The sequence below is a fragment of the Pandoraea anapnoica genome (assembly GCF_902459765.1).
Classification (GTDB): Bacteria; Pseudomonadota; Gammaproteobacteria; order Burkholderiales; family Burkholderiaceae; genus Pandoraea; species Pandoraea anapnoica.
The window spans coordinates 390,627-404,762 of record NZ_CABPSP010000003.1 but is presented as its reverse complement, the minus strand read 5'-3'; the positions used below and the strand labels follow the sequence as shown (position 1 = coordinate 404,762).

Annotated in this window: 13 protein-coding genes and 1 tRNA gene; 8 read left to right on the top strand and 6 right to left on the bottom strand. The window is 63.6% G+C overall.

The genetic code is table 11. The features are described from left to right. Positions 1–34: 34 nt before the first annotated feature. Positions 35–955, bottom strand: coding sequence for a LysR family transcriptional regulator (locus PAN31117_RS07505; protein ID WP_150737618.1), 921 nt, complete (start codon positions 953–955; stop codon positions 35–37). A gap of 159 nt (positions 956–1,114) precedes the next feature. Here PAN31117_RS07505 and PAN31117_RS07500 point away from each other — a divergent pair, with 159 nt between their 5' ends. Then, positions 1,115–1,879 (top strand): SDR family NAD(P)-dependent oxidoreductase, encoded by a 765-nt coding sequence (locus PAN31117_RS07500; protein ID WP_150737617.1) that lies wholly within the window; start codon positions 1,115–1,117, stop codon positions 1,877–1,879. A gap of 487 nt (positions 1,880–2,366) precedes the next feature. On the opposite strand, the gene PAN31117_RS07495 is transcribed toward PAN31117_RS07500, so the two are convergent. Together PAN31117_RS07495 and PAN31117_RS07490 are read right to left on the bottom strand one after the other, a co-directional pair. Beyond that, complete coding sequence (locus tag PAN31117_RS07495; protein ID WP_174990861.1) at positions 2,367–3,053, bottom strand: phosphatase PAP2 family protein; 687 nt, start codon at positions 3,051–3,053, stop codon at positions 2,367–2,369. 622 nt (positions 3,054–3,675) lie between these two features. Next, positions 3,676–3,760, bottom strand: a tRNA-Leu gene (locus PAN31117_RS07490). Positions 3,761–3,852: 92 nt separating this feature from the next. On the opposite strand from PAN31117_RS07490, the gene PAN31117_RS07485 reads away from it, so the two are divergent. The 6 genes from PAN31117_RS07485 (at position 3,853) to PAN31117_RS07460 (ending at position 8,974) form a co-directional block, all read left to right on the top strand. Beyond that, complete coding sequence (locus tag PAN31117_RS07485) at positions 3,853–4,077, top strand: hypothetical protein (RefSeq protein WP_150737615.1); 225 nt, start codon at positions 3,853–3,855, stop codon at positions 4,075–4,077. After that, a complete protein-coding gene (locus PAN31117_RS07480; RefSeq protein ID WP_246188952.1) occupies positions 4,074–4,730 on the top strand; it encodes a chromate transporter in 657 nt (218 codons plus the stop codon). Before PAN31117_RS07485 ends, PAN31117_RS07480 begins: the two co-directional genes overlap by 4 nt. 5 nt (positions 4,731–4,735) lie before the next feature. Beyond that, positions 4,736–5,260 (top strand): chromate transporter, encoded by a 525-nt coding sequence (locus PAN31117_RS07475; protein WP_246188951.1) that lies wholly within the window; start codon positions 4,736–4,738, stop codon positions 5,258–5,260. A 181-nt stretch (positions 5,261–5,441) separates the two neighbouring features. After that, positions 5,442–6,806, top strand: a complete 1,365-nt coding sequence (gene egtB, locus PAN31117_RS07470) for an ergothioneine biosynthesis protein EgtB (RefSeq protein WP_150737613.1) — start codon at positions 5,442–5,444, stop codon at positions 6,804–6,806. Continuing rightward, the gene (gene egtD, locus PAN31117_RS07465) at positions 6,806–7,798 is read left to right on the top strand and encodes an L-histidine N(alpha)-methyltransferase (RefSeq protein WP_150737612.1); all 993 of its coding nucleotides are present in this window, start codon (positions 6,806–6,808) and stop codon (positions 7,796–7,798) included. Before egtB ends, egtD begins: the two co-directional genes overlap by 1 nt. Positions 7,799–8,146: 348 nt before the next feature. Next, positions 8,147–8,974, top strand: coding sequence for a DUF4088 family protein (locus tag PAN31117_RS07460; protein WP_150737611.1), 828 nt, complete (start codon positions 8,147–8,149; stop codon positions 8,972–8,974). A 35-nt stretch (positions 8,975–9,009) separates the two neighbouring features. On the opposite strand, the gene PAN31117_RS07455 is transcribed toward PAN31117_RS07460, so the two are convergent. Both PAN31117_RS07455 and PAN31117_RS07450 read right to left on the bottom strand, forming a co-directional pair. After that, positions 9,010–9,903, bottom strand: coding sequence for a DMT family transporter (locus PAN31117_RS07455; RefSeq protein WP_150737610.1), 894 nt, complete (start codon positions 9,901–9,903; stop codon positions 9,010–9,012). Between the two features lie 126 nt (positions 9,904–10,029). Then, positions 10,030–10,998: a hypothetical protein gene (locus tag PAN31117_RS07450; protein ID WP_150737609.1), complete on the bottom strand. Its 969-nt coding sequence runs from the start codon at positions 10,996–10,998 to the stop codon at positions 10,030–10,032. A gap of 737 nt (positions 10,999–11,735) precedes the next feature. On the opposite strand from PAN31117_RS07450, the gene PAN31117_RS07445 reads away from it, so the two are divergent. Next, positions 11,736–12,212, top strand: coding sequence for a nitrate reductase associated protein (locus tag PAN31117_RS07445; protein ID WP_150576160.1), 477 nt, complete (start codon positions 11,736–11,738; stop codon positions 12,210–12,212). Positions 12,213–12,242: 30 nt separating this feature from the next. Here PAN31117_RS07445 and garD read toward each other — a convergent pair whose 3' ends face one another. Continuing rightward, the gene (garD, locus tag PAN31117_RS07440) at positions 12,243–13,829 is read right to left on the bottom strand and encodes a galactarate dehydratase (protein ID WP_150737608.1); all 1,587 of its coding nucleotides are present in this window, start codon (positions 13,827–13,829) and stop codon (positions 12,243–12,245) included. Positions 13,830–14,136: the final 307 nt, after the last annotated feature.

The window sequence follows — 14,136 nt, the reverse complement described above, 5'->3', positions numbered from 1 at the left end:
GATACCGGGACCAGACGCGCCTGGCGGAATACAGTCATCCGCGTGGCCAGCGCCACTTCGGCTCACTCAGATGCTCGGCAAAGTAGTCCGACAATGCGCTGACCTTCGCAGGCCGTGCGCGTGCCGACGGCGTAACGAAGTACAGCCCCCCTTTCGTCAACGACCAGCCGGTGAGAATCGCTTCGAGTCGCCCATCGCTCAGATATTCGGCGGCGATGAACTCCGGTAACTCGGAGATGGCGAGTCCTTCAAGCAGCATCGGCAGCAGCGCATCGGAATTGGTCACGCGCAGCGGCCCGACTGGCGTCACCATTTCTTCATCTCCCCGGTCGTTGGTAAAGCGCCAGACGTCGCTGCGCGCACGGTAGGCGTACGACATGCAAGGCCGATCCACCAACTCGCGTGGATGTGCCGGTCGGCCTTCGCGCTTCAGATACGTCGGCGATGCAACGACGAATTGCGTCACCGCGCACAAGCGCCGCGCGACCAGCGACGAATCCGGCAGCGCGGCAATACGCAGCGCCGCATCGAATCCATCCGCCACCAGATCGACGGTGGAATCGGCCAGATGCAGGTCAACCTGAACTTCCGGATACCGCCGAAAGAACCCCGGCATTAGCGGCGCGACCCAGCGCAACCCGAACGCCATCGGCACCGCAAGTCGCACCAGCCCGCGAGGCTGCACCGACATCTCACGTGCGGCGCCCTCCGCCGCCTCAGCCTGCCGGTAGATCTCGCCAGCTTTCTCGCACAACGTCCTGCCGAACTCGGTCAGCGCCAGTTGGCGTGACGTGCGGTTGAGCAACCGGGCGCCTAAACGGTCTTCCAGACGCGCAACGCCGCGCGACACGGTGGCGACAGACACCCCCATCTCGCGCGCCGCAGCCGCGAAAGACCCTTCCTCCGCGACCTTGGCAAACATCGCGAGTCCTTCGAAATCAGGCAGTTTCGACACGATCACTCATCATTTCAAATTTGCAACGTTGATTTGCAATTGATTCTATTTCGAAAACATCTGCGCGTCGATATTCTCATCACATCGCAGCCGACAACGCGCTGCGAATGCCGGACACCGGCCCAACCAACACACTGAATCGAACGAAGGAGCAACACCATGGCACGCAAACTCGACAACAAGATCGCACTCGTCACGGGTGCCACCAGCGGCATAGGCCTGGCTACGGCACAACGCTTTGCTGCGGAAGGTGCGCACGTTTATCTGACCGGACGTCGTCAGGCCGAACTCGATGCGGCCGTCGCATCGATCCGTGAAGTCGGCGGCAAGGCCACCGGTCTTCGCATCGACTCTACGAAGCTGGAAGAACTCGATTCGCTCTACGCGCAAATCGGCGAAGCGCACGGCCGTCTCGACGTGTTGTTTGCGAATGCGGGCGGCGGCTCGATGCTCGCGCTCGGCGACATCACCGAGGCACACTACGACGAGACGTTCGACCGCAACGTGAAGGCCGTGCTGTTCACGGTGCAGAAGGCGCTGCCGCTACTGGCGGACGGCGCGTCGGTGATCCTGACAGGCTCGACGGCTGGCAGCTCGGGGACCGCAGCGTTCAGTGTGTACTCAGCTTCGAAGGCGGCGGTGCGTGCGTTCGCCCGTAGCTGGATTCTCGACCTGAAGTCGCGCCGCATCCGCGTGAACACGATCAGCCCGGGCGCGACCCGCACCCCCGGCCTGCTCGATCTCGCAGGCGACGACGCCGCGCAACGTCAAGGGCTGGCCGACTACCTTGCCGCGCAGATCCCGCTGGCGCGCCTCGGCGAGGCGACGGAAATCGCCAGCGCCGCCCTGTTCCTTGCGTCGGACGACGCCAGCTTCGTGAACGGTACTGAGTTGTTCGTCGATGGTGGTCAGCAGCAGATCTGAAGAAAGCCGAAGCCCGGGCAGAATGCGCAGGTTGCGCGATGCCCGAGGCTTCGGGTGCGGCAACGCTATCGAAACCCGAATTTGACTTCGGTCGTGATGGCGTAGGGCCACGCGTAGCCACTATGATCCATCGCCGGTCGGGTGCAGCTTATGTCTATCACCGCAGTGAGCGCCGCCTCATCGAGGGCATCCGAACCGGACGATTGTTTGAGAACGACATCTCGCACACCGGCATGCTCGTCGACCACATAGCTGACGAGCGGGTTTGGCATTAACGGGGATCGGTGGAGTCTTGCCTTTGTGTAGACGGGACGAGGTTCGCTGCATTGTGGAGGACTCACCCATCCCGTTTCCAGCCGACTGACGCACCCGGTAATCGAAACCATCAGGCCGATAGAAATCGCTGCGCCTCGAAGCATTCACCCCCCAGCACAAGTGCAAGAACGGCGCAAAAAATTGAGGCTCGGCAGGAAGAATGCCAAACAGCCTAAGCCTCACGCGCGACCTGAGACCGCCCGTCAGTGGCAACCACAGCCCCAGGTTCGCTCCATGATCGATCGCCCAACAGCCGCGATGCTATCCAAATTGAAACGACGGCCACTGCAAGGCCACCAGCGACGTCGGTCAAGTAGTGGCCGCCACGCACTGGTGTAGAGGCCAGCATTAAAACGTTCAAGGGGAGAAACAAGAGAAAAAGATGCTTAACTCGTCGCATCGCATACGGAATAAGAACGGCTAAGACCGCATGGAATGAGGGAAACGAGACGAGACCTTGCATCGTGCCAAATGACAGTTCTCGCATCTTCCCCGAACGGAAATCGCTGAAATCGGAGACAGATGCGGTGGCGCTCACATCCGGGACATGGAAATGAGTAAAGGCGCTCTCGGCAGGAAACGGTGTTGCAATGACCACAACGATCAACGCGGCCGTCATGAACTGAACGACGAACTCTGCGTAATGTTCGACTTTCCCCGCGATGATTAGCGCAAACGGCATCAAAGCCATCTGCAAGAACAGCGAATCGTAAGCCGCTCCTAGCACGATATCCAGCCACTCTCTTGCATGGACAGCGGCGTAAATGCGAGGCCAGTGAATTCCGAATGTTTCGTCGACGGATACTAGTACGTCCGCAACATCCGAAGCGCCCCAGGAAACCGACAAATACTGCAGCACTGTCGCGCCGCACGTGAATACAGCCAGACTAGTGATCCAGAGAATCCCTAATGCTGCGTCACGATAAAATCGACCGCGTGCCGTCCCGCTTATTTTTAAATTCCCTGACGCGAAGAGTAGCCCCGACGCAATTAGCAGGCCGAGGCAGCCTCGAGAGACAACCCAACATACTTCAGTTAATCCGACAACCAAACCTATATGTCGCCCCCAAACAAAGTCCGCCACAACCAAAGCCCAATTTATGATCCACGTAGCCTTGAATGCTGCCCAATCTCCCCTCGGCATCGGCGCTCCATTTTTTTGGAATACGTAGGAATCTACCAGACACGAACCCGCTGAGGAATATTAGTCGAGATTTGATCCCGGGGGATAGCTTTTGAAAAGCCCCGACAAGTGCAGACTTAATATTTCGATAGAAAAATCAGGACAATGCAGACGTAAACCTCTTAGCGGGCCGGTGCCATTCGTTCATGGCGCGAATAGGTTGCAAAACCGGCACCGTGAGTCATGCAAATGGCGGCTTCCGACTACGTTTGGCAGAACGTTGGAAAGCAGGGACATCACGCAAACCCATACAAGAACAGGGTCTGCGTCAATAGTTTGAGTGGGCTCAAGGCCCTGTTGGTACCGGGGACCGGACTTGAACCGGCAAGCCCGAAGGCGGCGGATTTTAAGTCCGCTATGTTTACCAATTTCATCACCCCGGCAAGGGCACGCATTCTAACATCCCCCACCGAGATACGTCAGTTGGGTATCATGGGGGTATGCACGCAATGTGCGCGTCAACGGAGATCGCCCCATGCTGGAGAATCTCGACCGCATCGCCTTGTCGCTCGACGCCATCGAAACCGCCGCCCGCGACGTCGCCATGCATTCCCCCCAGAACGCGCAAGCCCTCTACACCGCGCTCATGGAAATCCGTAACGCCATCGCACTCGTCGCTCAGGAAGTCGTGCGCCTCGAACACGAATTCCACAGCCCGCTTCAAGGCCACAACCATCCCCCCGGCAACGGACAATCGTGACATCCCACGCCTCCCCGCCGTCCGACGCCTCACACCCGGCGCCGCCAGCCCCCGACTCCATCACCCCCAACCCCGCCGAACGCCCCACCTGCTGGGATCTTGCACTCGCCTTCGGCACCGTCGGCGCGACCGGCTTCGGCGGTGTCCTGCCGTGGGCACGTCGCATGCTCGTCGACCAGCGCCGCTGGCTCACCGACCGCGAATTCGCTGAATTGCTCCCGCTCGCGCAACTCCTGCCCGGCCCCAACGTCGCGAATATCGCCACCGTCCTCGGCCGTCGCTTTCAAGGCCCCCGAGGCGCGGCCGCTGCCGTCTCAGGTCTGTACTTCTGTCCGACCATCGTCATCATCCTGATCGGCTTCGCCTACGCCAAATGGGGACAAACGCCCCTCGTCCAGCATCTGCTCTCCGGCCTGATGCCTGCGGCGACAGGTCTGGTGATTGCGACGTCGGTGCGTCTGCTCGCCGGGTTGAAGCGCCACTGGACGACACTCGCGTTCGCCGCCGCGACCTTTCTAGGCAGTTTCGTTTTCGGACTGCCGCTGTTACTGGTCCTCGGCGTGCTCGGCCCATGCGCGATCCTGAGTGCCTATCGACTTGAGCGGCTCGACAAGCTCGACCGGCAACGTCATCAAGGCGACGCTACGCCCTGACCATCATGACCACGCTCATCGATCTGTTCCTGCATGGCTCGCTCTGGTCGCTGCTCGCCGTCGGTGGCACCAATGTCACGCTCGCCGACATCCATCGCTACGCCGTCGACACCCGGCACTGGATTACCGACGCCCAGTTCGTCACCTTCTTCTCGCTCGCGCAGGCCGCGCCCGGCCCCAACGGCATGGCCGTCACCCTGATCGGCCTGCAAGCCGCCGGGCTGCCCGGCGCATTCACCGCCACGCTCGCCAAATGTGCCCCGAGTTCGCTCCTCGCGTATCTGGTCGGCGGATGGGTGGACCGTCACGAGCACTCGCCCTGGGTCCGCGCCGTACGCGCTGGCCTCGCGCCGATCACCGTCGGTCTGCTCGCCGCCAGCAGCGCGCTGCTCGCCCGGGAAGTCGACATCAACGTGGCGCGCGCACTCGTGACACTCGTCGCGGTCGTCATCACCCTGCGTACCCGCTGGAATCCGCTGTGGCTCATCGCCGCAGGCAGCCTGCTCGGCCTCACCGGCTGGTTGATGTAGGCATCGTCTGACGCACCACCGAGGCTTATGGCACAAGGCGATGGAGGAAGTCGGCCGCCAGCGTCAACCGTCGTTACGAACCGTCACATACTGGCCCCAAACTGGGGGTACATGACGCCCCGGCAACGGGTCTACAATAGGCAGCACGTTTCACAACACGGTGTGTCCCCGGGTATTTCCTATGACCGTCCCCTGTTGTACGTCGCAAGCCGAGGCGCCCTCAGGCACCTCCCCCAACGTCGCCCCCTCGCGGACCGCACGCGATGGGCCGTCCGCCAATGCGCAGACGGCCTCGCCGAACACGTCGCCCGTCACGTCCCTGCACGCTCGCTTCGATGCCGTGCGAGCCGCGTCCGTCGCTTTCGCCCAAGGCCTCTCGGACGCCGACGCCACCGTGCAGTCGATGCCGGACGCGAGCCCCATCAAGTGGCATCTGGCCCACACCACCTGGTTTTTCGAGACGTTTCTGCTGAGCGAGGCGAGCGCCCCGTCCGGGCGACCCGGACCCCGTTACCGTCCTTACGATCCCCGCTTCGCCTACCTCTTCAACTCGTATTACGAAGCCGCAGGCCCGCGTCATCCGCGTCCGCAGCGCGGGCTGCTCACCCGCCCCACGCTCGACGAAGTGCTCGCCTATCGCCGCCATGTCGACGTTGCCATGCACACGCTATTGCAACAGCCCGATCTCGCGCCCGACACCGTCGCACTCATCACGCTCGGCCTGCATCACGAGGAGCAGCATCAGGAGTTGATGCACACCGACCTGCTGCATCTCTTCGCGCAGAATCCGTTGCGTCCCGCCCATCGTCCGCCATCGGCAGCACTTCACGCGAGTGCACCGCTGCAATGGATCGAGCACCGCGGCGGACAGCACAGCATCGGGCATCCGGGTGACGACAGCCGTTCGGGAGGCCACTTTGCTTTCGATTGCGAGACGCCCGCGCACGACGTGCTGGTGCGACCGTTCGCGATTGCGTCGCGCGTCGTGACGAACGGCGAATGGCGCGACTTCATCGAAGACGGCGGCTACCGCATGGCCGGACTCTGGCTCTCGGATGGCTGGGCGACGGTGCAGCGCGAAGGCTGGGCACATCCGCTTTACTGGGAGTTGCACGACGGCGAATGGCAGTCGATGACGCTCGCAGGCATGCAGCCCGTCGACGACGACGCGCCCGTGCAACACGTGAGCTATTTCGAAGCGGACGCCTTCGCGCGCTGGGCAGGCAAGCGTCTGCCGACAGAACAAGAATGGGAGGTGGCGGCGAGCGGCACTGGCAACATTGCGTCACCGATGCAACCCACGATGGAGCAACGCTTTGGCCCGGTATGGCAATGGACGGCCAGTCCATACGTCGCGTACCCGGGATTCCGGACGGCATCGGGAGCCGTCGGCGAGTACAACGGCAAGTTCATGTGCGGACAGTTCGTGCTGCGCGGCGGGTCGCTCGCCACGCCGCCGGGACACGCACGCGCCACGTACCGTAACTTCTTCTACCCGCATCAGCGCTGGCAGTTCTGCGGCCTGAGGCTCGCGGAGGACCGCTGATGTTGCAAGCTACGCAATCCCAACAAGCCACGGCGTTCGTTTGCCCGTCATTGCCGGAAAACGCCTTTGCCACCGACGTGCTCGCCGGTCTCGGCCACACGCCGAAAACGTTGCCCAGCGTCTGGCTGTACGACCAGCGCGGCAGCGAACTCTTCGAAGAGATCACAGGCCTCGACGAGTATTACCAGACGCGCACCGAAACCGCCCTGCTCGGCGAGTGCTCCGCCGCCATTGCCGATGTCGTCGGACCGAACGCCGTCGTCGTGGAGTTCGGCAGCGGGTCGAGCCGCAAGACACCGCTGCTGCTCGATGCCCTCGTGACCCCACGCGCGTACGTGCCCGTCGACATTGCCGACGACTTTCTGGACGACGCCGTCGCCACACTCGCGCGCCGCTGTCCCGGCATTCCGATGCTGCCGGTGCGCGCCGACTTCACCCGCCCGTTCCACCTACCGCCACAGCTGCACAACACGCAAGGGCCGCGCCTCGGCTTCTTCCCCGGCTCGACGATCGGCAACTTCGCGCCCGGACAAGCGGCCGCCTTCCTTGCCCATGTCGGCAAGATGCTCGGACCGCACCGGCGCATGGTCGTCGGCGTGGACGCGTGCAAGGATCCCGCCGTGCTGTTGCCCGCGTACGACGACGCGCGCGGGGTGACGGCGCAGTTCGATCTGAACGTGCTCGTGCGCATCAACCGCGAACTCGACGGCGATCTGCCACTGGATGCCTTCCGTCACGAAGCCCGCTTCAATGCGAAGGCCAGCCGTATCGAGATGCATCTGGTCGCACAGCGCGCATTCTCGGCCAACGTCCTCGGCCATCGCTTCGATTTCTTGGCAGGCGAGTCCATCCATACTGAGAACTCCTACAAATATGGACAGACGGAGTTCCGCGCACTGGCGAACTCCGCTGGCTGGGATATCGAGCGCGTCTGGCTCGACGCCCGCTCGCGCTTCGCCGTCTATCTGCTGCGTCCTGCCAACGGCGAGTGATCCGGGGACCGTCTCCACAAGGCGTTGAAAGAAAATGCGTCCGGAGGCTAAAGTTTTTGCGCCGTTGTGCCGTTGATGCATGCAGACTCATGCTGCCCGCCACGGACGTGACAAACGCCCGGCGGGACAGCCCATCTCACAGCGCACGGCCATGACCGCAGCGCACCGTTGATACGAATCGCTGCACATGACTTCACGCGCAATGGGGATGCACGTGGCACGGGCTCCGGCGGCACCGCCTGTGACTCGCCTCACTCACACGGGCACTCGCACCGACGCTCGGCCGGCCGACGCGACTTCGCTCGCGTGGGACGGACACGCTATCGCCTCGACCGGGAGCCGGTCACGATGAGCCGCATCGCCCTTACGCTCTCCGACAGCGCGCTGGCCGATCTGCAAAAGGATTTCGACGCCTTCGTGCGCATCTCCGCTGCCGTCGACCGTCATTTCACGCCGCCGCCCTTCGACGACTTCCTGCGCGCCCGCCTGCTCGACAGCACCGTGCCGCTCACCGAAGCCGCCGTCGCCCAACTGCTCGCGGGCGGCCACTACGCGTGGGCCAAGCGCACGTTCGACAAGCAGTTTCCGGACGTCGTCTCGATCATCCTGAATCAGGCGCGCCAGCACGGGTTCTATTTCGTCTCGCGCCCGGAATGGTCGCGCGAAGACATGGCGCGTCAGGCCAGTCGCTGGGCCGAAGGCATCGTGAGGGAAGCGAAGGGCGAGGAGCGCATCGTGGAATCGCTCGCCGGTCAGATCGTGACGTCGGCGCAGGACCTGCGAACGCTGGAGGCCACGTTGCAGACGCCCGCATGGCGCACCGCCTCGGTGCTGCGCGAACGTGTGTTCGAAGCAAAGCGCGCCGTCGAAACCGCCCGCTCGCTACAAGCCCGCGAAAAGCTCGGCGAACTGCGCGCGCTACTCGATCTCGCCGTCATTTACGGCTCGGTCGGTGCTCAGGAAGCGGATCAGATTCTGGAGTATCTGGGCGTGCTGCGTCCCGAATTGTTCAACGACGATCCGGGTGTCTTCGAGCGCATCGCCGCCTGGTTGCGACGCCTGCTCACGCCGAGCGTACCGCGCCCCGCGCCCTCTCAGGACGTTCAGGTACCGACGCTCGGCACCGAATCGTCGCATCAGAGCGCCGACGCACTACAAACGCCCGTCACACGCTAAGCCGTTTCAGGCGCTTCGGGCGCGCGCCATCAACCTCAGCGGTTAAATATCAGCGCCACCCCGGCGCTGGCGATCAGCGCGCCCCACCAGGCGCCCGCTGCCGGACGCTGCCGCGTGCGAATCCACAGCAGCGGCAACACCATCACCGGCGTGGTCGCCGAGAGCGTCGCGATGACGCCCGTGTTGCCATGCCCCATGCCATACAGCAGCAACGTCATGCCGACGGCCACGCCGACGAAGCCGGACGCCGCCGTGAGCGCCAGTGTGCCCGGCGTAAAGTCCGAGAAGATGCCTCTTCCGCGTCGTGCCGCGAGGATCGTCAGCCCGAGTGCCGACACGCCAACACGCACCGCCGACGCCCCCACGGGGTCCACGCCAGCCGCCATCACGGGCTTGGCGATAAGCGTCCCGATCGAGTGACACAGCGCCGCTGTCAACCCAATGGCGACACCCACGCGCACATCGCCTCGTACCGACTCCCAGTGATTCGCGTCTTCCCGACGGCCGCCGAAGGCGATGGCGAGTGCTACCCCGGCCGTTACCAGCGCAACGCCCACGACCGCCCGCCAGCCCAGCGCTTCGCCTAGCCAGAAGTAACCGAGCACGGCCGTCATCGGTGCATTGGTTGCGAAGACGATGGAGTTGCGTCGCGGCCCAAGACGTCCGAGCGACGTGTAGAGAATCGTGTCGCCCACGAGAATGCCGATCAGCCCCGACGCTGTGAGCCGCAACCACTGCTCAAGCGACAGCGACGGCCAGCCACGCAGCACCGCGAGTGCGAATAGCAGCATCGCGAAGACCAGCAGCATGCGAGCGTAGTTGAAGGGGAACGAACCGGCCTGACGGACAGGCGTGATGGCGATCATGCCGCTGCAAGCCCAGCAGAGGGCGGCACCGAGCGCGGCGAGGTAGGCGAGTTGGGTTGTCATGGTCAGGGGGCGGACGGCATGGAGCCGCAACCGCCCCCGCCGTTGGGACGCCATTATACGAGTGACATGCCCCAATCGGGGGCATGCGTTGCTCGCCGACCTCAGGACCGCGCAGTACTTCTCTCGTCAGAGTTCTTCGTCGAGCCGATGCAACGCATCGAACATCACCCGGTACGCCGACGCAACCCCATACGCGCCACGCAACATCCGCAGCCGCGACGGCACGTCCGGCTCACCCGCGTCTTCCACCCATTGCGCGAGCAGCGCCGTGCCGCCGCACACGCTCGCGTCATGCCGTGCATGCGCGCAGACAGCCGCAAAGCCGTCGGCCGCCGACGGATAGCGCTGCGCGAGCGCCTCGAACTGCGCTTCGATCTCGCTGGCCGCGCGCACCGTTGCGGGCGCCTGACACAGCGCACAACATCCGACGTAAGCGGGCATATCGCCCGCCGCGCCGATGATGAAGTCGATCAGTGCGTGCGTCGCGTCGAAGGCACCGCTGTCCAGAAAGGTGCGCGCCGCCGGGCCGCATCGCAACAGCCCTGCGGCCAGCATCGTCGACTGCCCGCGCTGCTCGCGGTACTGACGCAGCAGCAGCGGTCGCAGTGCCGCGTCGGTGCAGCGCTCCACCGCAATGCGATTGTGGACGTCAGCCCCTGCCGCGCGATGGTAGAGCTGCGCGAGAAACGCCAGCACCTGAATGTCGCTCGACTCGCCCGCGAGAAAACGTGTCCAGAACGGTGCCGCGAAAATGCCCCGCACCCATGCGTCGCAGATCTTCCCGAACGCGGGCACGATGTCACGACTGCCGTGAGGTGTTGCTGGCAACACGTGCACCAACGCTTCGTCGACAAGCGTTGCCAGCCACGTCCCGCGCACCGGCGCTTGCGCCAGCAACACGCCATGCTTCATGCGTTCGAGCCACAACGCCGTGTCGACGGGCGCCCCGTGCAGCGTGCACGACACTTCATAGGACGACACGGTCACGGCGTCCGGCGCACACGTCCATTGCGCGTGCGGCGAGGCGATCACCCATACCGCGCCACCCGCCGACACCGACGTCTCTCCGGCCGCATCGCCTTGCACGTGTGACACGGGGTGAGTCGCAACGGCGCTCATCGGACGATGGCTCCGAGCAATGTCAGACATTCGGGCGCGATGCCGCGCACCACCTCCACCCTCAGCGAGCAGCCTCCATCGCAGTCCATGCCCGGCGGCTGTGCGGCCTCGACCACCGCCGGGCGACGGCTTGTTCGCGGCTTGCTGCGTACCGCACTGGCACGACTCGCAGGCTCCGACACCTCGGGCGACGCCGCTGAGCCGTGCGACGTTGACGCCTTAGGCGACTCCAGGATTACGGGAAGAAACGGGAAAGGCATGGGCGACGCATTAGACGTACGGGACGGCATGTCGGCTCCTGTCGGCGGTGAATTGGGAATGGATCGGCATAACGCCTACCTTAGGAAATCCGGACGGCCTTGGGAAAGAACCGAATCTCTAGGACGCTTCACATTGCAGGGGATGTGAACTGTCCGAAATCGCCGGGCGGCCGCTCAAAGTCAGCCTTTCCGTGCTACGCGACGTCTCGCAAAACGATGGAATTTTTCAGCGTTCGCCCGAGTGATTTTGAGAGTTTTCCCAAGAACAATCGGCAATTTTGGAAAGACAACGCCCGTGAGAGGGACGCCGAAAGCGGTGCCGAACTGGCCAGATCCTCCGCGTCGGTGCGTCGCCATGCCGCATCGTCACGCGCGCAACCCGTACGCAATCGCCCTCGGGGCGCGAGTACAATCGCCCGCATGCGATACGTCGCCACACGAGGAGTGACAGCCATGCACCTTTACCAGCGTCTGCCGATGTTTGTTTTCGAAATTGAGGCCTGCGAAAACCTCAAATACATCACGATGGCGATTCGCTTCAATCTGGATCGTAACGGCCAGCATCTGTCGCTAGCGGACTGGCAGCGTCTGCCGCAAGAAGCCCGCGAGACGCTCGCGTCGTGCGTGCCGGGCGACGAGGATTTTGCTGCGCGTCTCGATGAGATCGCGCGCGATCATCTCGGGCAGGCGGTCGAGCGCAGTGTCGACGCCGCACCCACGGCCTGGCAGGACATGAATGCCCTGCCGCCCGGATTGCTCAAGCAGTGTGAGATGGCCGACCTGCTTGCGCCGGACGTCGGCGACTGGGGCACGCTCACGCCGTTTCGTCGCTATGTCCTCACGAAGCTGTCGCGGCGCGACACGCTCAATCACTGCTTCGTACCGGCCATGCTCGAATTCGGACTTGCGCAAACGCAAGCCGAACTCTGAGCCTCTCACTCGCAAATCGACGCGTCGGGCTCAGGTCACCGGCGCGGGGTTGAACAACGTCAGCGCGTTATGCAGGCCCCATCGCTCGGCCCACGTTTTTTCACCGCTGGCGACGGCCAGCATCAGGTGGAACAACTGCCAGCCCACGTCTTCGATGGTGGCCTCACCCGTGGCGATGCGTCCGGCGTCCACATCCATCAGGTCATGCCAGCGACGCGCCAGATCCGAGCGCGTCGCCACCTTGATGACGGGCACCTCGGCGAGTCCGTAAGGCGTCCCACGCCCGGTCGTGAACACATGCAAGTTGATGCCCGCCGCCAGTTGCAGCGTGCCGCAGATGAAATCGCTCGCAGGCGTCGCGGCGTAGATCAGCCCGCGCTGGCGTTCGCGATCAAGTTTCGCGCCCGGGGAAATCACGCCGTGAATTGGCCCGCTGCCCGACTTCACAATCGACCCCATCGCCTTCTCGACGATGTTGGACAACCCACCGCGCTTGTTGCCCGGCGTGGTGTTGGCACTGCGGTCGACGCGTCCGCGCTCCAGATACGCGTCGTACCACGCCATCTCGCGAATCATCGCCTCGGCCACTTCCGGCGTGGCCGCACGTGAGGTCAGTTGGTCGATGCCGTCGCGCACTTCGGTGACTTCGGAGAACATGACCGTCGCGCCCGCGCGCACAAGCAGATCGGTGGCGAAGCCCACGGCCGGGTTGGCCGTCACCCCCGAGAATGCGTCGCTGCCACCGCACTGCACGCCGACGATCAGTTCAGACGCAGGCACCGTCTCACGCTGACGCGCATTGAGCCGCTCAAGATGCGTGCGCGCCATCGTCAGGATCGAATCGATCATCGACAGAAAGCCGACATGTGCATCGTCCTGAAGACAGACGGTGTCGGGTTTCCCGTCTGCGTCGGTGCTCCCGATCGGAATGCTGCCTGCCGGGAGCAGACGCTCCGGCTGCAACTTCTCGCAGCCGAGACTCACGACCATCACTTCGCCGCCAAAGTTGGGATTGGTGGAGATGTTGCGCAGCGTGCGGATCGGGACGATGGCATCCGGTGCGTCGATGGCCACGCCGCAGCCATACGTGTGCTCCAGCGCGACGACGTCGTCGACATTCGGATACTGCGGCAGCAACGTCTCCTTAATGCGCTTGACGGCGAACTCCACCACGCCCGCAACGCACTGCACAGTGGTCGTAATGGCGAGGATGTTGCGCGTGCCGACCGAGCCGTCGGCATTGCGATAGCCCCGGAACGTGAAGCCGTCGAGCGGCGGTAATTCCGCAGGCACACGCGTGCTGATCGGCAGACGGTCAAGCGACGGCGCTTCGGGCATCGCAAGGTTTCGCTCGTTGACCCAACTGCCCGCGCTCAGATCGCGCGCCGCGTAGCCGATGACCACACCGTAGCGAACCACCGCAGCCCCTGCGGCCAGATCGATCAGCGCCACCTTGTGGCCCTGCGGCACGGCATCGATCAGCGCGAGTCCGTCCGCGAACCGGCTACCGGCGGGCAGACCGCCGTCGTTCACCACGATGGCGACGTTGTCCTCCGCCTGCATCCGAATGTAGCGCGGCGAGTCTTTCCCGCCGGCCGTCTCCTGCGTTGCTGCCATGTCCCTCCCCCCTCCCATCTCATCCCGCCAGCCCCGCGTTCCACAGCGTCCGCCATTCTCGATACCTGCGATCTGTCGTATCACACGGGCCATGACACAAATATCACGGGCGGTCGTTGATGTTCGCTCAACCACCCGTCACTTATGTGTCATCATACATCTAGATTCCCAGCAATGCGTGGCTTTACGGGCCTCTGCGCGAATCGGGAAAAACCCTTCCCACGCCTTTTGCGGGTTTATCCCACTGCCATTCGACAGGTCAGCCTCTTGTCCGACCTCATCACATGTTATACGATGACATATAACT

Coding starts and splice junctions, on each gene's coding strand:
- PAN31117_RS07445 (WP_150576160.1), top strand. CDS start 11,736: ATGCACCTTTACCAGCGTCTGCCGATGTTTGTTTTCGAAATTGAGGCC.
- egtB (WP_150737613.1), top strand. CDS start 5,442: ATGACCGTCCCCTGTTGTACGTCGCAAGCCGAGGCGCCCTCAGGCACC.
- PAN31117_RS07500 (WP_150737617.1), top strand. CDS start 1,115: ATGGCACGCAAACTCGACAACAAGATCGCACTCGTCACGGGTGCCACC.
- PAN31117_RS07455 (WP_150737610.1), bottom strand. CDS start 9,903: ATGACAACCCAACTCGCCTACCTCGCCGCGCTCGGTGCCGCCCTCTGC.
- PAN31117_RS07460 (WP_150737611.1), top strand. CDS start 8,147: ATGAGCCGCATCGCCCTTACGCTCTCCGACAGCGCGCTGGCCGATCTG.
- PAN31117_RS07475 (WP_246188951.1), top strand. CDS start 4,736: ATGACCACGCTCATCGATCTGTTCCTGCATGGCTCGCTCTGGTCGCTG.
- PAN31117_RS07485 (WP_150737615.1), top strand. CDS start 3,853: ATGCTGGAGAATCTCGACCGCATCGCCTTGTCGCTCGACGCCATCGAA.
- garD (WP_150737608.1), bottom strand. CDS start 13,829: ATGGCAGCAACGCAGGAGACGGCCGGCGGGAAAGACTCGCCGCGCTAC.
- egtD (WP_150737612.1), top strand. CDS start 6,806: ATGTTGCAAGCTACGCAATCCCAACAAGCCACGGCGTTCGTTTGCCCG.